Raw genomic sequence first — 21399 nt, forward strand, 5'->3', positions numbered from 1 at the left:
GAATTCATAACACCGGATGCACGGAGACCACCATGGCAACAGTGGATACTGCCGAGGAAGCCACCGCTCGGCTGGCCGAAAGGCTGCTGGGCATGCGGGCCAACCGGGAGGTGATTCCGCCGGATCCCAACCACTCCGTCCGCTGGCACCAACACAGCTACCCCAGCCCCGTGGCGCGGTGGAACTACCATCCGGAGTACGAGATCCACCTCATCCGTAAGGGCACCGGAAAGTTTATCGTCGGCGACCACATTGGTACCTTCGAGGCCGGTCACGTGTCAGTGGTGGGCTCGGGCCTGCCGCACGACTGGGTCAGCGACCTGGAGCCAGGCGAGGTGCTGGAGAACCGGGACGCAGTCATCCAGTTCGACGGGAAGTGGGTGGAGCAGGCGTCCGCCCTGGTCCCCGAGCTGGCGGAGGTCCGGCCGCTGCTGGAACAGTCGGCGCGTGGCATTGAATTCCTGGGGCACACCGCGGTGGCCGCGGCAGCGGCCATCGAGGCCATGGGCCAAACCACCGGACTGGAGCGGCTGCAGCATTTGTTCGAATTGTTCGCGCTCCTTGCTGGCGCCCCGGACGGCGACCGGCGCTACCTCGCGGAAGAATGGTTCAGGCCGCAGTTGGACGGCCAAGCGGCCGCCGTCGTTGACCTTGTCCTGGAGTACGTGTTCAGGAATCACGCCGGCAGCGTGCGGATGTCCGAGGCCGCCGCGCTGGTGGGGATGCCGGAACCCACCTTTTCGAAGTACTTCAAGCGGGCTACCGGTCAGAACTTCAGCGACCTGGTCCGTAAACTGCGCCTGGCCCACGCCCGTCGCCTGCTGGAGCGCAGCGACAAGGCCGTGTCGGACATCTGCTACGAAGTCGGGTTTACAAACCTCTCGAACTTCAACCGGCACTTCCTTAACGACACGGGCGAGACGCCGCGCAACTACCGCCGACGCATCCGGCAATAGGGCGGCAGGCTTGCTCCCAAGCAGAAGTCTGCTGTTGCCCAGCCGGGGAGAGCGGCAACCAGGCTCAGGCCATGATGCAAAGTGTTTCCGGCTTGGCCCGGCTTCTTCCTGCGCCGATACAGGTACTACCTACCGGTGAGAGTGGACAGCGATGAAGCATCCAATAACCTATCTCTCATCGCCAGGGGCTGGTCCGGGCTTTTCACCGCCGTCACCGCCCCTTTCAGGTGCCCTCATCTGCAGAAGAACAGCCCGTAGCTCCTCCAGCAGTTCCAACTGTTGGCTGTTGATGGCCATAAGCCGATCGATCTCCGTCTTTGCCTGCACGTCAGTGTCGTAGTCGTGCTGGGCCATGGCAGCCGCGATGGCGTCCTGCCTCTTGGCGGCGATGAGCAGTATGGCTCCTTGGAGGCCGGCCAACATGGACAAGAAGAGGTTCAGGAGTATGAACGGGTAGGGATCCCATGCGTCCTCAGCCAGCACATACGAATTGATGGCTCCCCACACGATCATTACGAGGACGAAAAGGCCCACAAAAATCCAGCTGCCCATGCCGTTGCGGAGGTAGTCGGCTGCCCGCTCTCCCCTGCTCAGGCCCGCTTGGTGCTGGCCATGCCACGTGCTCTTTTGTTCACTCATGAGCACAGACTAAAGGTGCGGCAGCCGCCCTGGGGCTGGAAGCGGCAGAAATACCTGCCTGAACCCAGTTGTTCAGGAACCATCCTGCGTCCACACCCACTCCCTGATTTCAGGAAGGTCCTCGAAGTGCTCGCGGATGTAGCGGGCATGGGCATCCAGCTGCGTCCTACAGTGCTCCAGGAGTTGGTCTGACCCCTCGAATTGCCCGTGGGCCCGGCGCAGCGCTTCCATCACCAGGTGGTAACGGCTGACCTTGTTCAAGACCACCATGTCGAACGGTGTGGTGGTGGTGCCTTGCTCGATGTAACCGCGAACATGGAACCGTTCGGGATGCGGGCGGCCATGCAGGAGTTGATGCAGGGCCCTCGCGTACCCATGCCAAGCCATCACCACGTCCACATCAGCGGTGAAGAGTTGCTCGAACTTGTCACCAGCCAGCCCATGTGGATGGGTCTCCGGAGGTGGCAAGACCATGGCATCCATGACGTTGACCACCCGGACGGACATGTCCGGGACGTGTTGCTTGAGCAGCCATGCGGCCGCCAATGTCTCCTGCGTGGGAACATCTCCGGCGCATGCCAAGACAATGTCCGGACCCTTGCCGGCTGAGGTCCCGGGAATTTCATTTCCGGCCCAATCCCATGTGGATGCTCCCGCGGCTGCATGGTCCCGCGCCTCTTCGAGGGTCAGGTACTGAGGATGTTCGTGTTTATCGATCACCACCAGATTCACGTAGTCCCTGCTGTGCAGCATGTGTTCCGCGGTGACCAGCAGGGTGTTGGCATCAGGCGGAAAGTAGACGCGGATTACGGTACTGGACAGTGACAGAACCGTATCGATCAGACCAGGGCCTTGATGGCTAAAACCATTGTGATCGTTCCGCCAACAGGTAGAGGTCAGCAGGATGTTCAGGCTCGGCACGGGCTGCCGCCACTCCAGGTCCCGTGCATGGTGGAGCCACTTGGCGTGCTGAATGGTCATGGAAGCACTCACCATCGCAAACGCCTCATAACTCGCGAACAAGCCATACCGGCCCGTCAACAGATATCCTTCCAGCCACCCCTGGCACAGGTGTTCGGACAGGACTTCCATCACGCGTCCGCTGGCTGAAACATGATCGGCCGCGAGCGCGGCATCTTTGTTCGCAGCTGGTTCGAGGAGGCATCTGTCCGTGGCTTCAAAAACTGCGCCGAGCCTGTTGCTGTTGGTTTCGTCAGGGCAAAAGAGGCGGAACCTGGGGTCACCGGCAGTATCAATGTAGATATCCCGCAGCATCTCCCCCAACGGTCGCGTGCTCTCATGCATCACGGCGCCGCGGGGAACAGTCTCGATGGCGTACTGATCGAGACTGGGAATAGCCAGATCATGATTTCCAACACCACGACTGGCCGGCAGTGCGCCCATGCGTAGATCGCCTCTCGGGGCCAGCTGAGCGAGTTCGGCGGTAAGCCGCCCGTCGCCGTCGAAGAGTTCTTCCGGACGGTAGGAAAGCATCCACGCTTCAAGTTGTCTTAGGTGCTCGGGGTTTTCCCTCACCTCAGTCAGCGGGACTTGGTGGGAGCGGTGGGTTCCCTCTACGGGCTTTCCGTCTACTGTCACCGGCCCAGTCCATCCTTTGGGCGTCCGCAGGATAATGGCCGGCCATCGTGCGGGGCCGGTGACGCCCTCTCTTCGGGAATGAGACTGGATGGCGCGAATGGAGGCATAGGCCGAATCCAAAGCGGAGGCGAGGGCGGGGTGGACGATTGCTGGGTCGTCCCCGGAGACGACGACGGGATCCCAGCCGTGGGCTTCCAGTAGTGATGCTACGTCCGTGTTCGAGCGCCGGCCCAGCACCGTGGGCCCGGAGATCTTGTGCCCGTTGAGGTGGAGAATGGGAAGTACTGCCCCGTCCCTGAGCGGGTTGATGAACGACGGAGCCTTCCAGGAGCCCTCGAGGGGACCGGTTTCAGCCTCCCCATCGCCGACGACGCAGGCAACGATCAGGTCCGGATTGTCCATGGCTGCACCGGTGGCATGCATCAGGGAATAGCCCAGTTCGCCGCCTTCATGGATGGAGCCAGGCGTGGCCGGCCCGACGTGGCTGGCGATGCCTCCCGGCGTCGAAAACTGCCGGATCAGTCGCCGGAGACCTTCAAGGTCCGTCCCAACAGCTGGATAAACTTCCGAGTAGCTCCCTTCCAGATAGGTATTGGCGACGACGGCGGGACCTCCGTGGCCGGGGCCGGCAACGAACAGAACTTCCGCACTTGTGCGACGGATGACGCGGTTGAGGTGTGCGTAGATCAGTGACAGGCCCGGACTCGTGCCCCAATGACCTAAAAGCCTGGGTTTGATGTGTTCTGCGTGCAGCGGCTCCCGGAGCAAGGGGTTCTCCTGGAGGTAGATCTGTGCCACGGTCAAGTAGTTGGCTGCGGACCAGTACCGGTGCAGGAGGTCAAAGTTCTCGACTTCCTGCACGGGGGTGGGAGCGGCAGCGTTCTCATCCAAGCTCATGTCCCGATCATCCTTCCTTGGGAATCGTGGCGAGCAGCGCCGCCGTCGATTCTGCAATGGCACGTTCCTCGTCGCTGGGCACTACCAGCACCGGGAATACGGAGTCCATGGTGCTGATTTTGCGGATGCCCTCCAGCGTGGCCGAATTCAGGTCCTCGTCAACGCCCAGCCCGAGTGGTCCCAGCCAGGAGACCACTTTGGCCCTGAACAGCTGGGAGTTCTCGCCCACGCCGCCGGTGAACACCAGAGCGTCGGGTCGGTCAACCACCATCGAATAGGCGGCTATGTACTTGGCAAGACGGTAAGCCGCCATGTCCAATGCGAGGATCGCACTTGCCTCTCCGTGGAGAGCAGCGGTGCCAATTTCGCGCATGTCTGCGGTTCCGGCCAGCGCCAGCAAGCCCGAGCGGTGGTTGAGGATGTCATCAACTTCCCCGGCAGTTGCGCCGCCGTGCTGCAGCAACAGGACGATGGAAGGATCCAGGTCTCCCGATCGCGTGCCCATGATAAGGCCCTCCAATGGCGTCATCCCCATGGAGGTGTCAACACTGCGGCCTCCGCTGACGGCGGTGACTGACGCACCATTGCCAATGTGGGCCACCACCGCGTTCACGGACGAAATTGGCATCCCTAGAAATGAAGCTGCGTCACGGCAGGCCATCTCCACTGAGATCCCGTGGAAGCCGTAGCGCCGCACTGGATGAGCCCGGTAGGCGTCCTCCGGAATGGCATAGCGGGCAGCGAAGTCCGGAATGGAGCGATGGAACGCCGTGTCAAAGACGGCCACTTGCGGGAGGCCGGGCCAACGTTTGCCGGCGGCGTCAATGCAGGCAACACTGGCCGGGTTGTGGAGCGGCGCCAAGGCACTCAGTCCTGAAATGGCGGCTATCACGTCCGCCGTGACACGCACCGGGGTGCTGAACCGCTGGCCGCCGTGGACGACGCGGTGTCCAATCGCCTCCGGATGCACGGATCCGAGATTCTTGATGGTGTCATTTATCTCTTCAAAGGCAGCGCGCAGGCGGTAGGGAGCGGAACGTTCCTCAGGTGGCCAGTTCACCTGCCCGGAAGCCAAAATGCCTTGGGCGGGAGTGGCGGCTGTGGTGTCACGCAGGTGGAACTTCAGCGATGAGGAACCCGGGTTCAGCACCAGAACACGCATGTTCTCCTCTCACTTCCGTGGGGCGGGCTACGGTCGATGGCTCTCCTGTGGACCCTAACGCAACGCGCCGTTCAGTGGGAGGGCCTTCCGGCCCTTGCGACGGCGGGTCCGCCCACCGATAGTGGAGACGACCACCGTTGGTTATCCGAAGGGAACGTCGGTTCATGAAGATACAGATCCTGGTTGCCCTTGATGGTTCCCTGGCGGGCGGTCATGTGGCTGACTGGGCTGCTGCCCGCGCAGATTCCCTTGGCCTCGGCCTGACGCTGGTCCACGTGGTTCCCGGAGAATGGGCTTATCCACGGGAGAACGACCGTCAACTGGCCGTAAGCCGCGCTGACGACTTACTCAACAGCGAGGCGGCGCGGCTGGCCGAAGCCTTTCCCGGAGTGGGCATTACGACCAAACGATTGTCTGGCGAACCAGCCGAAACCTTGGCTGCACTATCGTCGGATTCTGAGATGGTGGCGGTGGGAACAGACCGTGGTCCCGGCACGGAAGGGCAAGGGTACGGCTCGGTCAGCTTCCAAGTGGCTGTTACCAGCAACTGTGATGTCGCCGTTGTCCCGGCGTCGCGCTCTGAACTGCGTTCCGGTGTTGTTGTCGGCGTAGACGGCTCAGCAGAATCACTCAACGCCTTGGATCATGGCGCCAGGGAAGCTCTACGTTTGGATGAGGAACTCATCATTGTCCACGCCTCAGGACCCGATGCACAGCTTGCCGACGGCGGGGATGTCCTCGGCAGGGCGGTCCAGCGGGTCAGCCAACAGTTCCCCTCTGTCACGGTGACGGCACGACCGGACCCGACCCGCAGTCCCGGGGAAGCGCTCGTGGCCGCTGCCAGGGATGCCCGGCTGTTGGTCATGGGCTGCAAGGGCCGGGGAGGGTTGAGCGTGCTGCTGGGATCCGTAGCCCAGCACGTGCTCCTGCACGTCCAATGCCCCACCATCCTGACCCGACCCAAACGATCCTGACCCGACCCAAGCGAGTGGCGCCACGCGGCACCTAATGAAGTCCGTCGTCGTTCACTTCAGGCGCCTTTGGATCCCGCGGCGGCCACCACTTCGTCGGGGGGCTGATGACGAACCGGCGTCCGCTGACCTCCGTGGGCGTGACTCTCACCAGAATGTCCTTGGCACCGGGCTGCCATGGAGAGAGGCCGGCGTCCACCGCCTCCTGGATGTCTTCGGGCTGCGTCACGAACTCCGGCCTCCCCTTGAGGATGACGCTCCACGCGATAGTTCCATATCGGTTGAACCCATCGGCTTCCAGCGCAATCACCGCCCCTTCACGAAGAGCGTCGTGCTTCGTCCCCGGTCCGGTCCTGAAGAGAACGGTTCCGTAGTTCGGGACGAAGTTCACCGGAAAGATCTCCGGCATTTCACCGTTGACGAGGGCGATCCTGCCAATTGACACGGATTGAAGGTACTTCCAGCAGTCGTGGACACTGAGCTCTTTGGTGTCTGGGTCCGTCGATGTGTTCTCCATGGGGCCGAGCCTATCCCGTCCGGTAACGCACGTGTAGGGCAGAAGGTCCTTCCCTCAACCGTGCCCTTCGACCCTAGACGCACGGAGTTCCCCGGTGGAGTCTTTCATCGAACAGGCATTCCCGCATTGGAGAAATAATGTCCCTTGGGAACACACCCCCGGCCTCGCTGTCCGAAACCCCGGGCGCTGAGGGCCTGAGCTCGCAGACCGCCGGCGATTTGCTGCGAAGCGCCGGACCAAACGTGCTGCCCACCGCCAAGAAGATCCCCCAATGGCGGAAGCTGCTGGGAGAACTGACGCATTTCTTTGCCCTGATGCTGTGGGTTGCAGCGGGACTCGCGTACGTGGGAGGAATGCCGCAGCTGGGTGTAGCGATCATCATCGTGGTGATCGTGAACGGCGTCTTCGCCCATATTCAGCAAGAGCGTGCCCAGCATGCCGCCGAACGCCTGCAAGGACTGCTCCCCGCGGAAGTCACTGTGCGGCGGGATGGGCGGCTTCAGAGCGTCCACGCGAGTGCTTTGGTACCGGGTGATGTGGTGGTCCTGACCGCAGGCGACCGGTTGCCGGCAGACGTGCTGTTCATCTCAGCATCAGCATGCAGCGTCGACGAGTCCATGCTCACCGGTGAGAGCGAGGCCGTGCCCAAGTCCGCCAAAGACACAGTTTGGGGCGGAACATTTCTGGTCAATGGTGAGGCCGAGGGACTGGTGACAGCAACGGGAGGAAACACCAAACTTGCCGCCATCGCCAAGCTCACCAGCGGCACCAAGTCGCCACCGACTCCTTTGACCATGGAGCTGCGCAGAATAGTTCGACTGGTTGCCACAGTGGCGCTCGCCGTCGCCGGAGTGTTCTTCGTGGTCTCCGTCCTTGTCGGAATCGTGTGGCGTGACTCGTTTCTTTTTGCCATCGGCGTGGCGGTGGCGCTCATCCCGGAAGGGCTTCTGCCGACCGTGACGCTGTCGCTCGCCATGGGCGCGCAGCGCATGGCGTCACGGAACGCCCTCGTCCGCAATCTGGAGGCCGTGGAGACCTTGGGTTCAACCACCTTCATTTGCACCGACAAAACAGGCACCTTGACGCAAAACCGCATGAACGCCGTCGAGGTTTACACGTTGGAAGGGTCACTGAAGATCATCGGCGATGGTTACTCGCCCGATGCCAGGGTGGAAGGGCGGGGGCGCTTGGCCGCCGCCGATGTTGCCGTGGCAGCCCGTGCCGCTTCACAAGGCCGCGCCAAGGTCCACGACCAGGAATGGACCGCAAACGGGGACCCCATGGAGGCAGCGATCGACGTTTTGGCCCGTAGGCTCTTTGGGTCCCAGCCGGTTGATCTTCAGCCGTCGGTCCGGTTCGCTTTCGACGCCGACCGACGGAGGGAATCGGTCATTGTGGGCAACAAGCTATATGTGAAGGGCGCTCCGGAGTCAGTCCTTCCCCTATGCGGAGCCGAAGCCGCTCAACTGTCCGCAGAAGTAGACGTCATGGCTGCCAAGGGCCTGCGCGTCATTGCGGTCGCCGCCAGGGACCTGCCCGGAGCAGCGTCTGGTTGGCGCAACCGGCCCGCTGACGAGGCTGAGCGGGACCTCGATGCCCTCGGCCTGATTGGCCTGCATGACCCGCCCCGTCCGGACGTCGCCGATGTCATCAAGACTGCCAGGGACGCAGGAATCCGTCTTGCGATGATCACCGGTGACCACCCCTCCACAGCAGCGGCAATTGCCCGGGAGATAGGCCTGTTGGGTCACCCGGACTTGGTCTTCCAAGGCGCCGACCTCCCCCATGACGAACAAGTCCTCGGGGCCCTCCTCGACCGCGATGGCGTGGTGGTGAGCCGGGTCTCCCCCGAACAGAAACTGAGGGTCGCAAAAGCCTTGCAGAGCCGCGGCCACGTTGTTGCCATGACCGGCGACGGCGTCAATGACGGTCCTGCTCTGCGCCAAGCCGACATCGGCGTGGCCATGGGACTCAGCGGAACCGACGTAGCTCGTGAGGCCGCAGACCTTGTGCTCCTGGATGACCATTTCGCCACCATCGTCGCCGCAATCGAACAGGGCCGGGCCACCTATTCGAATATCCATCGGTTCCTCACCTACCACCTGACCGACAATGTCGCAGAACTCACCCCTTTCGTGATCTGGGCACTTTCCGGTGGTCAATTTCCTCTGGCGCTTGGCGTCCTCCAAATACTGGCCTTGGACATCGGAACCGATCTGCTTCCCGCGTTGGCCCTCGGGGCGGAGCCGCCCGGTAAGCGCGTGTTGAGCCGGCCTCCCGAGAAACGCCACCTCCTGGATCGCCAACTCATGCTGCGGGTGTTTGCGGTCATGGGTCCGACGGAGGCGTTGTTCGCCATGGGCGCCTTCTCAGTGGTTCTCTTTGGCAGTGGGTGGGTTCGCGGCGAGCCGTTGGATCCGGGCGTACTGATGGGAGCGTCCGGGGCCGCATTCACGGCGGTGGTCCTGGGCCAGTTGGCCACTGCCTTCGCCTGCCGCAGCGCGACTGCGCCGGCGTGGAAACAGGGGTGGTTCACCAACAAGCTGCTGCTCTGGGCCGTCGCGGCGGAACTGGCAGCCTTGGCACTGTTCCTCTACATCCCTCCGGTGGCCGACATCCTGGGACAGGCACCGCCTCCCCTCTCCGGTTTCGCCGTTGCGCTCCTCGCCATCACCGGCGTCCTTGGCGCGGACTGGCTGTACAAACGATTGCGGCACGGGCCCGCCCCTTTCCGGTGACCTGGCGGCCAATTCCATGCCCTTCGACCCTAGTGCGCGGATAGAAGCGAAGGCATTCTGGTTCCATGAACCCACAAGCCCGGTCGAACCGGATCGTCGTCGGCGTCGATGGCTCGGAATACTCGTCCAACACTTTGCAGATGGCCGGCCGAATGGCGTCGACGCTGGGGGGCCCACTGGACGTGATCACCTGTATTGGCATGTCCGACTACTTCCTGGCTTCCCGTTTTGAGCCTGATCTGACGCGGTTCACAACGGAGTTGGAGGACACTGCCAAGCGGCTGGTGGACGAGGCGTTGGAACGAGCCTTCGGTGCAGACCCCCCGAAGGATCTAACAGTCACGGTCAAGTTCGGCGACCCTGCCAAAGTACTTGTTGAGGAGAGCCATGAGGCTCAATTGCTTGTGGTTGGACGTCGGGGCTCCGGTGGTTTCCTCAACCAGCCCATAGGATCCGTGAGCAGAGCATGCGCAGCCCATGCCCATTGCCCGGTCCTTGTGGTGGCACAGGAAGCAACCGGCTAGTCCGGCGTCTGCGCCTGAACGGCGGTGATGGCAACGGTGTTGATGATGTCTTCCACCGTTGAGCCTCGGGACAGGTCGTTGATGGGCTTGCGCAGCCCTTGGAGGATGGGCCCGACGGCGACAGCTCCGGAGGACTGCTCCACGGCCTTATACGTGTTGTTACCTGTATTCAGGTCCGGGAAGATGAAGACGGTCGCCTTTCCCGCTACCGCGGATGACGGCAACTTTGAACTCGCTATGGCTGCATCCACTGCGGCGTCGTACTGTATCGGCCCGTCCACGGCAAGGTCTGGCCGTGCGGCCCTGACCAGCTCCGTGGCACGCCTGACCTTCTCCACCGCAATCCCGGAACCGGATCCCCCAGTGGAATACGACAACATGGCCACCTTTGGCTCGACACCGAACTGGGCCGCCGTCCCGGCCGACGCAAGGGCGATGTCCGCCAGTTGCCGGTCAGTGGGTTCCGGCACCACAGCGCAATCCCCGTACACCAGCACACGGTCCGGAAACAGCATAAAGAAGACCGAAGAGACCAGCCCCGTGCCGTCTTGGCTCTTCACGAACTCCAATGCCGGCCGAATCGTGTTTGCCGTGGTGTGGGCCGCTCCGGAAACCATCCCGTCCGCTTCTCCCAGGTGCACCATCATGGTGCCGAAGTAGGCCCCGTCCATCATGATTTCCCGTGCACGTTCCAGGATCATCCCTTTGTGGGCCCGGAGTCGCTGATATTCCACCGCGAACCGCTCACGCAAGGGCGAGAAAGCAGGGTCGACGATAGTGATCCCACCCAGTTCTATACCTTGCGCGTCGGCGAGCTCGCGGACAGCCGATGCGTTGCCAAGAACCGTCACATAGCAAACGTCCCTGCGGCGCAAAATCTCCGCTGCACGCAACACTCGACTGTCTGTACCCTCTGCCAGAACGATTCGCCTCTTCTGCTGGCGGGCACGTTCAATGAGGTCATTGAGGAAACGCAGCGGTGTCATGGTCACGGGACGCGGCAGCGCCAGCCGCTCCAAGAGTTCCGTTTCGTTGATGGAACGGGCCCATACTCCCAGGGCCGCTGCCACCCGGCGGCTTTCCCCGGTGTGGATCTCACTGCGGACATTCGAGACCAGCTGTGCCGTGGTGTAGGTATCCGCAGCTACCGCGAAGACAGGGAAAGGGGCATGCGCCAACAAAGGCAGCACATTGCCGGAAGGGACCAAGCCCTCCGTGAGAATGACCCCGGACGGTGTAGGCAACTCCGGAGACAAGGCTGAGGCCATGCAGGCCATGACCACATCTGCGCGATCCCCGGGAACCAGGACCAGGTCCCCGGGCTCAAGTCCTTGCAGGAAGTTCTCCACGTTCATCGCCGCGACTTTCACGCTGCCAACGTCCCGGTCAAGCTCAGCACTCCCCGAGAGGCGTTGAAGGGCCATTGACATCGCAACGTCGGCTACTGTCGGCGTCGATATTTCCGCAACTTCGGGAATCACGTACGACGGGGGCCTCCCCCCAACAGTCCGAACAGCCTTCCGGACTGCGGCAAGGTCTGCCGGTTCAGCGCGGTTGACCATGGTGGAGAGCACCGGGCATCTGGCTGCAACGAGTTGCCTTGAAGCGTCCGCCACGGCCTGTGTGGTGTCCCTGGGTGTCAAGCCCTTGGCACCGATGACGGCCAGGACCGGCAGGCCCAGATTGTTGGCCAGATGGGCATTCAGTTCAAACTCCTTCCCGGCGTCCTGGCCTCGAAGGTCCGAACCGTCCACCACCACGACGTCGCACTCCTCGGCAATCCGTCCATATTCGCCGAGAACCTGGGAAATAAGCTCGTCTTCGCGCCCCGCCGCCAGTGCTGCGCGGGCGCTCACCCAGCCCATTCCGCCCCGGCAAAGATTGGGGTCCAACTTGTAAAGCCGCTGCAGCATAAGGACTACGGGGTCCTGAGCCGGTTCCGAACCGTTCACGATCGGACGGTAGAAACCCAAGCGGCCTGTTCTGCGATGCAGCGCGTCGGCCAAGCCCAGGACCACCAGTGATTTACCGGACCCGGGTGCAACGGACAGAACGTAGACGCCTTGAACCATGTGATTTCCTCCCGCACCATCATCGGTGCTTCACAGCCTCTCCCGCAGAGGACCTTTACACCAGAGCCATAGGTCACCTCACTGCTGTTTGCCAACAGGACCTTGGACCCTGTTGGGCCGCATGCCACCACCGTAGGATCACGACTATCAGATGCCAGCGGACCTTGAGCCCCTGCAGCCCCATTTTCAGTTCAGGAGAACCAACCGTGGAAAGTGACGAACGTCCGGGAACGGTCCTGTCCGATGACGATTCATGGAAGGTCCTCGAACGGAACCAACATGGTCGCTTGGCCGTCAGTGTTCTGGGCGAACCGGACATATATCCGTTGAATTTCATCGCCCATAATCAACGACTTCTCCTGAGGACGAATCCCGGGACAAAGCTCGCTGAACTGACGGTCAACGAGAAGGTCGCCTTCGAAGTGGAGGAGATCGTCGACGCCGAAGCCTGGAGCGTTGTCCTGAAGGGCACTGCCAGGGTCATCGAGTCCCAGTCGGAGATCGACGAAGCCGACAAACTACCCCTGAAGCCTTGGATTCCAACGCGTAAATACACTTACGTTGAGATCACTCCAACCCGGGTCCACGGCCGCCACTTTGAACTCGGTGCTGAACCGGAACGGTATTGACGGCATGGACGGCCGCAGACCGCACTGAAGCTGCGGCCCGTCCGGGCCCCAAGGCCCTGAGTGCATTGAGAATGGTGGCAAGATCCACCAGCTCCTGCAGCAGCGCTCCGGCCACGGCTGGAATCAAGCCAAACGAGGCCGTCACCATCAGGCCGAGGCTCAGCAGTATCCCGGTCCATATGCTGGTCCGGGCGATTCGAAGAGTGCGCTGCCCAATGGCAACCGCGACCGCAGACTTCGACAAGTCGTCGACCATAATCACCACGTCCGCCGACTCGCTGGCCGCGGTAGCGCCCTTGGCACCCATGGCGATGCCGACGTCGGCCGCTGCCAGGACCGGCGCATCGTTGACGCCGTCGCCCACCATCATCACCGGCCGGGCCGGCAAAGACGCAACGGCGGCGACTTTGTCAGCAGGAAGACAATCGGCAAGAACGTTGTTGATGCCGGCCTCAACAGCGATGTGTTGGGCTGTCGTGGCAGAGTCGCCAGTCAGGAGCATCGTTTCCGCGACACCCATCCTCCGCAGTTCCGCCAGCGTCTCTTTCGCATTCACCCGTAAGGGATCGCTCATGATCAAGGTGCCGGCAAAACGGCCGTCCACGCCGACGTAGATGCCGAGCTGGCCGCCGGGCAGTGCGTTCCTCTCAAAACCGCTCACCAGTGAACTGACGTAGGCAGGTTTTCCCACCACAACCCGGTGCGGACCACAGGTAGCTGTAACACCGTTGGTTGCATGTTCGCTTGCTGCTGTTGCGGGTACCAGCACTAATTCACGTGCACGGGCTGCCGCTATTACCGAGGATGCAAGAACGTGCGTGGAGTACTGTTCAGCCGATGCCGCCAGCTGAAGCAGGGTCCCCTCCGGCAGTTCCCCGTTGGTCGCCACCTGGACCCCGGTCAACACAGGGTTGCCTTGGGTGAGGGTCCCGGTCTTGTCGAAGACCGCAGTCTTGACCCTGCTGAGTTGCTCGAGCGTGCCCGCGTTCTTGATGATGATGCCTGCGTGCGCGGCCCGGCTGGTCCCCGCGAGGAACGCAACAGGGGCAGCTATCAGCAGCGGGCACGGCGTAGCGACCACCAGCACTTCCGCGAACCTGGCCGGCTCCTGGCTGGCGAGCCACGCTGCACCTGCCAGCAGAAAAGCGACCAGCGTGAACGGCACAGCATATTTGTCGGCCAGCCTTACCGTCGGCGCGCGGCTTGCCGCAGCTTCCTGAACCAAAGCAACTATTTGGCTGTACTGGGAATCCGCCGCAGTGGCCGTAGCCTTCATACGCACGGCGTCGGCACCGTTGATGGAACCGCTGAGCAAGAGATCGCCTTCCACGCGTTCCGCGGGCAGGCTTTCACCCGTCAGCGCGGATTCATCGAAAGTCCCTACGTCAGAGACCAACGTGCCGTCGACCGGTACGATTTCCGCCGGCCGAACCAACAGGATGTCACCTGGGCCGACCCTGCCAGCGGGTAATTCCTCAACTTCACCTCCTGGCAATTCCCGATGCGCGGTCCGCGGTGAACGGTCCAAGAGTGCGCGGAGCTCCTTGCTGGCGCGGCCCTGTGCAAACTGTTCGAGTGCTTCACCGCCGGTCAGCATAAGCACCACGATCAGGGCCGCGACGTACTCGCCTACCGTAACAGTCGAACAGATTGCGGTGACGGCCAAAAGGTCGATGCCCCAGCGGCCGTGCAGGAGCCCCTTGACCATGGAGCCCGCGCGATACACCGCCACTGCGAGGGAATAGATGTTCGCAGCCCACTGTGCAGCTGCCGATTGTCCGCTGGCAGCCAGGACGGCAACACAGACGATAACCACCAGGGTTGCCGCCACCAACGGAAAGCGCAAAGGCAACTGGATGAGACGTGTCATGTCCGCTGATCAGTCGCGAAGGGTGCGGTTGAGAACCACCTTCAGTGCGCCCGTTTCGGCCGCGTGTGAGAACGTGTCGTAGGCATCCATGATCTGCTCCAGCGCGAAGTGGTGGGTGGCGAACTTCGCGGCAGGAAGCTTGTGTTGGGCCACCAGGCGAAGCAACATCGGGGTGGTGTTGGTGTTGACCAGTCCCATGCTGATGTTGATGTTTCGGATCCAAAGGTCTTGCAGCGGCAAGTCGACAGGCTTCCCGTGAACGCCGATGTTGGCAACGTTCCCGCCGGGACGCACCAGCCGCAAGGCCATCTCGAAGGTCTCAGGTAATCCAACTGCTTCCATGGCCACGTCCACCCCGGCCCCGTCGGTGAGGGCCAGGACGTCAACAATCCATTCCGGGTGGGCCGGGTTGACTGTGTGTGTGGCTCCGAAGTCGCGGGCCTTGGCGAGGCGGCCTTCGTCAGGATCTATAGCGACCACGGTCGCCGCACCGTGGAGGCCGGCCGTTGCCATTGCCGCGAGGCCAATAGGTCCTGCACCCACGATGGCCACGACGTCACCCGGGGCGACCCGCCCGGCCTGGACTCCGATTTCGAAGGCCGTGGGCAGTATGTCCGATAGCATCACGGCTTCGTCATCGGTGACGCCATGGGGCAGTTTGTGCAGGGAGTTTTCGGCATAGGGAACCCGGACGAACTCGGCTTGCGTGCCGTCGATCAGGTGGCCGAAGATCCAGCCGGTTCCTGTCTGTCCTTCATCACCGAGACAGTGGGAAAACAGGCCCTTCCTGCAATTGCCGCAGTGTCCACATGACTTGATACAGGAGATGATCACTCTGTCCCCCGGGCGAAGTGACATGACCGAACTCCCAACATCGGTGACGGTACCCACGCCTTCGTGCCCGAGGATGCGCCCTGGCTGGACCGCAGGGACGTCCCCCTTGAGGATGTGCAGATCCGTACCGCAAATGGTGGTGGTGTCGACGCGAACAATTGCGTCGGTGGGGTGCAGGATGACGGGATCCGGAACATCTGTCCAGGACCTCTCGCCGGGGCCACCGTAGACGAGTGCCTTCATGGTGTGATTCCGTCCTTGTTGTGCCTGGCTGAAACACCGGGCGTGCGTAGCGGGACTGCTAGTGGAAGTCGCCCAGCCGGGCGTCGTTCAAGGGGGTCCCCCAGAGGTCTGGCCGTTTGGTCTTGAACCGCCGCCCAGTGACCGCAACCGGCGTCAGCCTCAGATAGCAGTCCTTGCTGCCTGGTTGCCAAGGATCCAGCCCCAAGGCATCCACGTGGGCCTTTTCCTGCCGGTCGAGTATCAGGTGCGTCTGCCCCCGGACAACGACGCTCCACGCCTTGCCGCCCAAGGTCCGGTAGCCATCGCTTTCCAGAGCACAGGGGGTTGTCAGTGTGCTCCAGAACTTGGTGCCCGCCCCGGTTCGGAACACGATGCTGTCACCGTCCAGCACATAGTTCACTGGAAAGATATCGGGATGTCCGTCCACCAAGACGGCCAGGCGGCCAACGTTTGTCTGCGCCAACAGGTCCCAGCATTCGTCCGGGGCAAGCCGTTCGACGGCGGCGCGTGGCTTTGTCTTCATGCTGTAGACGGTAGTGGCGGCAGGTCGCCGTCGTTAGGGCCGTTGGTCCCGTAACGGCGCGGCTATTCCAAGCCCGCCCTGGTTGCGTCGTCTAGCGGGCTCCACCAAGTCAGTGGGGGTGTCACCTTGAAGCGCCGCCCCGTCAACGCGGTGGGAACGACCCGGACAAAGTGGTCCTTGCGCCCGGCTTGCCAAGGGAAAAGGAGCAGACCAACGGTATCGAGCACATCCTGCGTCAGTTTGATACTTTCTGCTTTTCCTTTGACCACCACGCTCCAGGCTATGCCGGAACCGGGGTCTACACCGTCGGCTTCAAGGGCTACGGGTGCGGTGCTGAGGGCAGCATGGAGCTTTGAACCTTCGCCAGTGCGGAACACCACTGTCCCATGGTCAACTTTGTAGTTGATGGGAAAGATCTCGGGATGATCTCCCGCCCAAGCAGCCAAGCGTCCTACCGACACGCTGCGGAGCAACTCCCAGCACTGCTTGTTGTCCAGGATTTCGGCTTCTGGAACTTTGGGTTTGTTCGTCATGGTTAGACCGTAAATCCCATGCTGTCCGGGCGACAGGGCATTAAGGCCCCACCCCTGGACCCGTGGCTGGCGGGCGGGCGCCAGAGTAGTCTGGCAGCAAGGAGTCCACGCGGCCCTGTTTTGTTGCATGCGGGCATACCCCGAAAGGCGCAGGTGAATACGTCCGAAAGTCCACAGTCCCCCGAGTCCCCTGCCATTTCCAGAGTCCGCATTGAAGACCTCCTGAAGGACTTCGTCGGCCGGGCCGGCGAGCTTCTTCAGGCACAGGAAAGAACACGCGGCCTACTGGAAGCGGTTGTTGCCGTCGCGGAAGACCTGAGCCTGGAGGCTGTCCTCGATCGCGTGGTGACGTCTGCTTGCCGCTTACTGCAGGCACGGTACGGTGCCTTGGGTGTCATCGGAGAGGACAATGCCCTCAGCCACTTCATCACGGTTGGCATCGACGGCGGGCTCGCCAAAAGAATCGGTCCGCTTCCAACCGGGCACGGCGTGCTGGGGCTGCTCATTACCGAACCGACGCCGCTGCGCCTCCACGATCTGGGTCAGCATCCGAAAGCCTACGGTTTCCCCCGGCATCACCCCCCGATGAAATCATTCCTTGGCGTGCCGATCAGGGTCAGGGATGTTGTGTTTGGGAATCTCTACCTGACCGAAAAGGAAGGAGGCGGTGATTTCACACCGGAAGATGAGGACCTCGCAGTAGCTTTGGCAGCCGCGGCCGGGGTTGCCATTGAGAACGCCCGGCTGTACCAGGATGCCCGGCGCAGGGCATCCTGGCTGGAAGCCTGCATGGACGTTACTGGGAGCATGCTCGACGCAAGCAATGGCGTACATGCTGCAGACTCTTCGTTGGACCTGATCGCAACAAGGGCCCTTGAGGAATCGGAATCCCACCTCGCCCTGATCCTGATACCAACCATTGAGGGAGGACTCTACGAAGTGGCGGGCACGGCCGGAGCCGCAGGCAGTGGCTTCTCTGGCACGGTCCTGGCAATGGAGGCGCCGGAAATCCAGGCTGTTGCGTCCAGCGGGAAGCCCGTGTGCCTCGACGATTCGGCGAATCTCCTCGGCATTGACCGCGAAGGCGTACCCGGCAAACTTCTTGTTATCGACCTCAGCGCCCACGGATCCCACCATGGCCTGCTTCTTCTTGCCCGGAACCCCGGCACGGGGGTGTTTTCGAGGACCGATGTGGAGATGGGCGCAGTATTCGGTTCGCACGTAGCTCTTGCCTTGGCCTTGGACAGGATCCATAGGCTCAGGGAGCAAGTGGTGGTGTTCTCGGACAGGGACAGGATCGCACGGGACCTCCACGATCTGGTCATACAGAGGCTGTTCGCAGCCGGCCTGAGCATCCAAAGCCTCCGGCGCTACACCTCGGGGGAATCTGCTTTAGGCAGGATCGACTCCATAACCAACGAGCTGGACACCAGTATCCGCGACCTTCGCAACACCATCTATTCCCTGCAAGCCAGTAACCGCGAGCGCGAGTTGCTGAGCAGTCGGATCCTCGAGTCTGTCCAAGCGGGGGGCAAGTCTTTGGCATATGCGCCACATCTGACCCTGACCGGCCCCGTTGATGCGGTCGAGGATGAAACAATCATCACTCATCTCCTGGCTGTTGTGTCTGAAAGCCTCAGCAATGCGGTCCGCCATTCCAGCGCGACATCAATCGCCGTGTCCGTGCTGGCAGCAAACGACACGCTGACCTTGGAACTCGTTGACGATGGGTGCGGATTCAGTGAACCGGCCCCCGGGAATGGCTTGGCGAACATGGACCGCAGGGCAGCAGACTTGGGTGGCACGTGTAGCGTTACCAGCGCTCCCGGCAAAGGAACGTCGCTGGTATGGTCCGTTCCCTTGCCCTGAGTGTTCAGCGACGGTGGCCTGCGTCCTCTTCCGGCGCATGGGCCATGAAGACTGCCGCCTGGGTCCGGCGTTCGAATCCCAGCTTTGCCAGCAATGATGAGACGTAGTTCTTGACAGTCTTCTCTGCCAGAAGCATTTCCTCGCCGATCTGCCGGTTCGTCATGCCTTGACCGACAAACTCCAGAACCCGGCGCTCCTGAGGAGTGAGGGACGCGACCCTCGGGTCTTGTCTCTTTGGTTCGGTGAGGCCTTGGATGATTCTTGCCTTGACGGCCTCGTCGAACAACGACTCCCCGCTGGCCGCCCGACGGAGGGCGCCGAGAAGGTCCGTGCCGCCGATTTCCTTCAGGACGTACCCCGCAGCACCTGCCAGCACAGCTCCTCGGAGAGCCTGTTCGTCGTCGTAGCTGGTCAGAATCAAGCAGTTCAGCCCTGGGTCAATTGAACGCACTTCCCGGCAAACCTCAATACCCGTTCCGTCGGGCAGCCGGGCGTCAAGAACAGCGACGTCAGGATGCAATGCCGGAATCCGGCGTGTCGCTTCCTCAGCTGAACCGGACATGCCGACCACCACGAACCCTTCGCTTTCCAAAAGCTCTTGCAGACCCCTGCGGACCAACTCATGGTCATCGAGGATGAAGACGCGGAGGGGCTCTTCGGACGAAACGCCGCTGGCCTTGCCGGCGTTTTCTGGGCGATCCATGGTTCTCCTGTCCCGCGGTCGATGACCGCAATTTCGTTGGCCTGTACGGGCGGCTCTGCAAAATTCTTGCTGACACCACGCTTGGCCACAAGGGTCCAAGGACCCTCCAGCAGCCTGTGACTTTCGGCCCTGTTGAGAAGGGACCTTTGTGCCGACGCTGGAAGTACAAGACACCGGAGGCAACCCACTAAAGGGTGCAGTGTCAAGTACAACAATGAAGGAGATTGATCCGAATGAAGAAATGGACACGATGGCAGGACTGGACTGTCGTCGCTGCAGGAGCCTACGCAGCCCTGTCGGTCCTGTGGACCAGGCAGGAAGGATCGTCGACGGCGATCATGGTGACGCTGGGCGTTTTGCTTGTCATCGGCGGAGTCGTCAATTTGGCCCTGCCTGGCATGCCCGTAGCCGAATGGGCCCAAGCGATTGTGGCCGTGGCCCTCCTGCTGGCGCCATGGGTGGGTGGTTTCACTGCAGCAACAGGCGCAGCCTGGAGCGCATGGATCCCCGGCGCAGTGGCCTTGGTGGTCACAGCGCTCGCGATCAAGCCCAGCACCGAGGAGTACCGGCACCACCACGTCATGCCGGCACCATAGGCAGCAAGCGGCCATTTGGCGTCGCGCCACGAGCGCGGCGCCAGTCACTTCATTGCAATGGCCCATTACCCAAGAACCGGAACAGGCTACCTTGCACGGATATGGATAGGTCACTATGGACACCAAGCACACCGCTACCCTGCGCTTCCTGGGCGCCACAGATACCGTCACGGGATCGCGATATCTCCTGGAGGCGCACGGAACTCGTGTCCTGGTGGACTGTGGGCTTTTCCAAGGATACAAACGCCTTCGCGAACGGAACCGGCGTCCGTTCCCCATAGCTCCTGACTCTCTTGACGCGGTCCTCCTAACGCACGCTCACTTGGACCATACGGGCTACATCCCTGCCTTGGTGCGGGACGGCTTTACGGGTCCGGTGTATGCCACACATGGGACAAACCAACTGTGCAAATTGCTCTTACCGGATAGTGGCCATTTGCAGGAGGAAGAAGCGCGGTACGCCGATCACCGTGGTTCCTCCATACATGTTCCGGCGCTGCCCCTCTACACAGCGGCAGATGCGGTCAAATCGCTGAACAGTTTCCGTCCTGTCGAGTTCGACGCACCCTTGATGATCGGCGACGGTCTCGAAGCAACCTTCCTGCCTGCCGGGCACATCCTGGGAGCCGCTCAGCTCCACGTCCGCTTCGGTGGGTCTTCCGTGCATTTCACCGGCGACCTGGGGCGGGACGATGATCCGCTGATGTATCCACCGAGGGCTTTGGAAACTGTCGACGTCCTGGTCACGGAGTCCACCTACGGCAACAGGGCGCATCCGCACGGCAGTGCAGAACAGGAACTCGGCGATGTGATTTCCAAGGTAGCCAAGCGCGGTGGCGTCGTACTGATTGCGGCCTTCGCCGTTGGCCGGGCCGAAACACTGATGCTGCAGCTGGCGCGGCTTCGCCGTAAGGGCGCGATCCCCGATATCCCGGTCTACCTCAACAGCCCCATGGCCATTGATGCCTCCTACATGTACCAGCAGCATCCGGACGAGCACCGACTGGACGCGGGCGAGTTCAAGGACATGTATGAGCTGGCAACCATGACCCGGACAGCTGATGACTCAAAACTCCTTAACCTCAGGGGCGGGCCCATGATCATCATCTCCGCAAGCGGAATGCTGACGGGCGGACGGATACTGCATCACCTCGAGGCCTACGGCCACGACCCGAACAACGCACTTGTCCTGAGTGGGTACCAGGCTGCCGGCACCAGAGGTGCCGCGCTGGCTGGCGGAGCACGGGAACTACGGATTTACGGTCAGGACGTTCGGATCCGGGCTGAAGTGGTCCAGCTTGAAGGATTCAGCGCGCACGCCGACGCCGATGCCATTATCCGCTGGATGCGTTCAGCCCCTCAAGCCCCACGGATGACGTACATCACCCATGGCGAACCGGAAGCGTCTGAGGCGCTTCGCCTCCGCATAAAGCACGAATTGGGTTGGAAAGCACGTGTACCGGAGTACCTGGAAACCATCACAGTTGACAGTCCCCAGTAGGTGATTGAGCCCAAGGACTTCCG

At 62.0% G+C, this 21399-nt stretch carries 18 protein-coding genes; 8 read left to right on the forward strand and 10 right to left on the reverse strand.

All coding sequences use genetic code 11. The features are described 5' to 3' along the window. Positions 1–32 precede the first annotated feature (32 nt). Complete coding sequence (locus ACIQC5_RS10615; RefSeq protein ID WP_400281459.1) at positions 33–956, forward strand: AraC family transcriptional regulator; 924 nt, start codon at positions 33–35, stop codon at positions 954–956. Between the two features lie 168 nt (positions 957–1124). On the opposite strand, the gene ACIQC5_RS10620 is transcribed toward ACIQC5_RS10615, so the two are convergent. From ACIQC5_RS10620 to ACIQC5_RS10630, 3 genes are all read right to left on the reverse strand, one after another. Then, positions 1125–1595 carry a DUF1003 domain-containing protein gene (locus tag ACIQC5_RS10620; protein WP_400281462.1) on the reverse strand — a complete coding sequence of 157 codons (471 nt, stop codon included), beginning with the start codon at positions 1593–1595 and terminating at the stop codon, positions 1125–1127. 72 nt (positions 1596–1667) lie between these two features. After that, positions 1668–4091: a phosphoketolase gene (locus ACIQC5_RS10625; protein WP_400281465.1), complete on the reverse strand. Its 2424-nt coding sequence runs from the start codon at positions 4089–4091 to the stop codon at positions 1668–1670. Between the two features lie 7 nt (positions 4092–4098). After that, positions 4099–5253, reverse strand: coding sequence for an acetate/propionate family kinase (locus ACIQC5_RS10630; RefSeq protein ID WP_400281467.1), 1155 nt, complete (start codon positions 5251–5253; stop codon positions 4099–4101). 164 nt (positions 5254–5417) lie between these two features. Here ACIQC5_RS10630 and ACIQC5_RS10635 point away from each other — a divergent pair, with 164 nt between their 5' ends. Next, a complete protein-coding gene (locus tag ACIQC5_RS10635; RefSeq protein ID WP_400281470.1) occupies positions 5418–6227 on the forward strand; it encodes a universal stress protein in 810 nt (269 codons plus the stop codon). A 31-nt stretch (positions 6228–6258) separates the two neighbouring features. On the opposite strand, the gene ACIQC5_RS10640 is transcribed toward ACIQC5_RS10635, so the two are convergent. Next, positions 6259–6741 (reverse strand): pyridoxamine 5'-phosphate oxidase family protein, encoded by a 483-nt coding sequence (locus ACIQC5_RS10640; protein ID WP_400281473.1) that lies wholly within the window; start codon positions 6739–6741, stop codon positions 6259–6261. 137 nt (positions 6742–6878) lie between these two features. Here ACIQC5_RS10640 and ACIQC5_RS10645 point away from each other — a divergent pair, with 137 nt between their 5' ends. Next, positions 6879–9479, forward strand: a complete 2601-nt coding sequence (locus ACIQC5_RS10645) for a cation-translocating P-type ATPase (protein WP_400281476.1) — start codon at positions 6879–6881, stop codon at positions 9477–9479. 65 nt (positions 9480–9544) lie between these two features. Next, positions 9545–10003, forward strand: a complete 459-nt coding sequence (locus ACIQC5_RS10650) for a universal stress protein (protein ID WP_400281479.1) — start codon at positions 9545–9547, stop codon at positions 10001–10003. Here the strand turns inward: ACIQC5_RS10650 and pta are convergent. Further along, on the reverse strand, positions 10000–12075 hold the full coding sequence (pta, locus tag ACIQC5_RS10655; RefSeq protein ID WP_400281482.1) for a phosphate acetyltransferase: 2076 nt from the start codon (positions 12073–12075) through the stop codon (positions 10000–10002). The two genes, ACIQC5_RS10650 and pta, sit on opposite strands and share 4 nt — an antisense overlap. A gap of 206 nt (positions 12076–12281) precedes the next feature. Here pta and ACIQC5_RS10660 point away from each other — a divergent pair, with 206 nt between their 5' ends. Beyond that, positions 12282–12704: a pyridoxamine 5'-phosphate oxidase family protein gene (locus tag ACIQC5_RS10660; protein WP_400281484.1), complete on the forward strand. Its 423-nt coding sequence runs from the start codon at positions 12282–12284 to the stop codon at positions 12702–12704. Here ACIQC5_RS10660 and ACIQC5_RS10665 read toward each other — a convergent pair. The 4 genes from ACIQC5_RS10665 to ACIQC5_RS10680 all read right to left on the reverse strand — a co-directional run bounded on the left by ACIQC5_RS10665 (position 12643) and on the right by ACIQC5_RS10680 (position 16707). Beyond that, entirely contained in the window at positions 12643–14574 is a 1932-nt protein-coding gene (locus ACIQC5_RS10665; protein ID WP_400281487.1) for a heavy metal translocating P-type ATPase, read from the reverse strand. The genes ACIQC5_RS10660 and ACIQC5_RS10665 overlap by 62 nt on opposite strands. Positions 14575–14583: 9 nt before the next feature. Continuing rightward, positions 14584–15651 carry a zinc-dependent alcohol dehydrogenase family protein gene (locus ACIQC5_RS10670; RefSeq protein WP_400281489.1) on the reverse strand — a complete coding sequence of 356 codons (1068 nt, stop codon included), beginning with the start codon at positions 15649–15651 and terminating at the stop codon, positions 14584–14586. A gap of 58 nt (positions 15652–15709) precedes the next feature. Beyond that, complete coding sequence (locus ACIQC5_RS10675; RefSeq protein ID WP_400281491.1) at positions 15710–16174, reverse strand: pyridoxamine 5'-phosphate oxidase family protein; 465 nt, start codon at positions 16172–16174, stop codon at positions 15710–15712. Positions 16175–16236: 62 nt separating this feature from the next. Then, positions 16237–16707: a pyridoxamine 5'-phosphate oxidase family protein gene (locus ACIQC5_RS10680; protein ID WP_400281493.1), complete on the reverse strand. Its 471-nt coding sequence runs from the start codon at positions 16705–16707 to the stop codon at positions 16237–16239. 153 nt (positions 16708–16860) lie between these two features. On the opposite strand from ACIQC5_RS10680, the gene ACIQC5_RS10685 reads away from it, so the two are divergent. Further along, positions 16861–18576, forward strand: a complete 1716-nt coding sequence (locus tag ACIQC5_RS10685) for a GAF domain-containing sensor histidine kinase (protein ID WP_400281496.1) — start codon at positions 16861–16863, stop codon at positions 18574–18576. 4 nt (positions 18577–18580) lie between these two features. Here the strand turns inward: ACIQC5_RS10685 and ACIQC5_RS10690 are convergent, their stop codons facing one another. Next, the gene (locus tag ACIQC5_RS10690) at positions 18581–19279 is read right to left on the reverse strand and encodes a response regulator (RefSeq protein WP_400281499.1); all 699 of its coding nucleotides are present in this window, start codon (positions 19277–19279) and stop codon (positions 18581–18583) included. Positions 19280–19512: 233 nt separating this feature from the next. Between ACIQC5_RS10690 and ACIQC5_RS10695 the strand changes: the two genes are divergently transcribed. Together ACIQC5_RS10695 and ACIQC5_RS10700 are read left to right on the forward strand one after the other, a co-directional pair. Further along, positions 19513–19875, forward strand: a complete 363-nt coding sequence (locus ACIQC5_RS10695) for an SPW repeat protein (protein WP_400281502.1) — start codon at positions 19513–19515, stop codon at positions 19873–19875. Between the two features lie 115 nt (positions 19876–19990). Next, on the forward strand, positions 19991–21376 hold the full coding sequence (locus ACIQC5_RS10700; RefSeq protein WP_400281505.1) for an MBL fold metallo-hydrolase RNA specificity domain-containing protein: 1386 nt from the start codon (positions 19991–19993) through the stop codon (positions 21374–21376). Positions 21377–21399 lie beyond the last annotated feature (23 nt).

Origin of the sequence: Paenarthrobacter sp. NPDC092416 (assembly GCF_044755025.1) — a bacterium.
GTDB lineage: Bacteria > Actinomycetota > Actinomycetes > Actinomycetales > Micrococcaceae > Arthrobacter.

Bases quoted from the DNA above. Each gene is read 5' to 3' on its own strand.
- ACIQC5_RS10680 (WP_400281493.1), bottom strand. From the start codon at position 16,707: ATGACGAACAAACCCAAAGTTCCAGAAGCCGAAATCCTGGACAACAAG.
- ACIQC5_RS10700 (WP_400281505.1), top strand. From the start codon at position 19,991: ATGGACACCAAGCACACCGCTACCCTGCGCTTCCTGGGCGCCACAGAT.
- ACIQC5_RS10695 (WP_400281502.1), top strand. From the start codon at position 19,513: ATGAAGAAATGGACACGATGGCAGGACTGGACTGTCGTCGCTGCAGGA.
- ACIQC5_RS10625 (WP_400281465.1), bottom strand. From the start codon at position 4,091: ATGAGCTTGGATGAGAACGCTGCCGCTCCCACCCCCGTGCAGGAAGTC.
- ACIQC5_RS10640 (WP_400281473.1), bottom strand. From the start codon at position 6,741: ATGGAGAACACATCGACGGACCCAGACACCAAAGAGCTCAGTGTCCAC.
- ACIQC5_RS10665 (WP_400281487.1), bottom strand. From the start codon at position 14,574: ATGACACGTCTCATCCAGTTGCCTTTGCGCTTTCCGTTGGTGGCGGCA.
- ACIQC5_RS10670 (WP_400281489.1), bottom strand. From the start codon at position 15,651: ATGAAGGCACTCGTCTACGGTGGCCCCGGCGAGAGGTCCTGGACAGAT.
- ACIQC5_RS10615 (WP_400281459.1), top strand. From the start codon at position 33: ATGGCAACAGTGGATACTGCCGAGGAAGCCACCGCTCGGCTGGCCGAA.
- ACIQC5_RS10630 (WP_400281467.1), bottom strand. From the start codon at position 5,253: ATGCGTGTTCTGGTGCTGAACCCGGGTTCCTCATCGCTGAAGTTCCAC.
- ACIQC5_RS10690 (WP_400281499.1), bottom strand. From the start codon at position 19,279: ATGGATCGCCCAGAAAACGCCGGCAAGGCCAGCGGCGTTTCGTCCGAA.
- ACIQC5_RS10620 (WP_400281462.1), bottom strand. From the start codon at position 1,595: ATGAGTGAACAAAAGAGCACGTGGCATGGCCAGCACCAAGCGGGCCTG.
- ACIQC5_RS10675 (WP_400281491.1), bottom strand. From the start codon at position 16,174: ATGAAGACAAAGCCACGCGCCGCCGTCGAACGGCTTGCCCCGGACGAA.
- ACIQC5_RS10650 (WP_400281479.1), top strand. From the start codon at position 9,545: ATGAACCCACAAGCCCGGTCGAACCGGATCGTCGTCGGCGTCGATGGC.
- pta (WP_400281482.1), bottom strand. From the start codon at position 12,075: ATGGTTCAAGGCGTCTACGTTCTGTCCGTTGCACCCGGGTCCGGTAAA.
- ACIQC5_RS10635 (WP_400281470.1), top strand. From the start codon at position 5,418: ATGAAGATACAGATCCTGGTTGCCCTTGATGGTTCCCTGGCGGGCGGT.
- ACIQC5_RS10645 (WP_400281476.1), top strand. From the start codon at position 6,879: ATGTCCCTTGGGAACACACCCCCGGCCTCGCTGTCCGAAACCCCGGGC.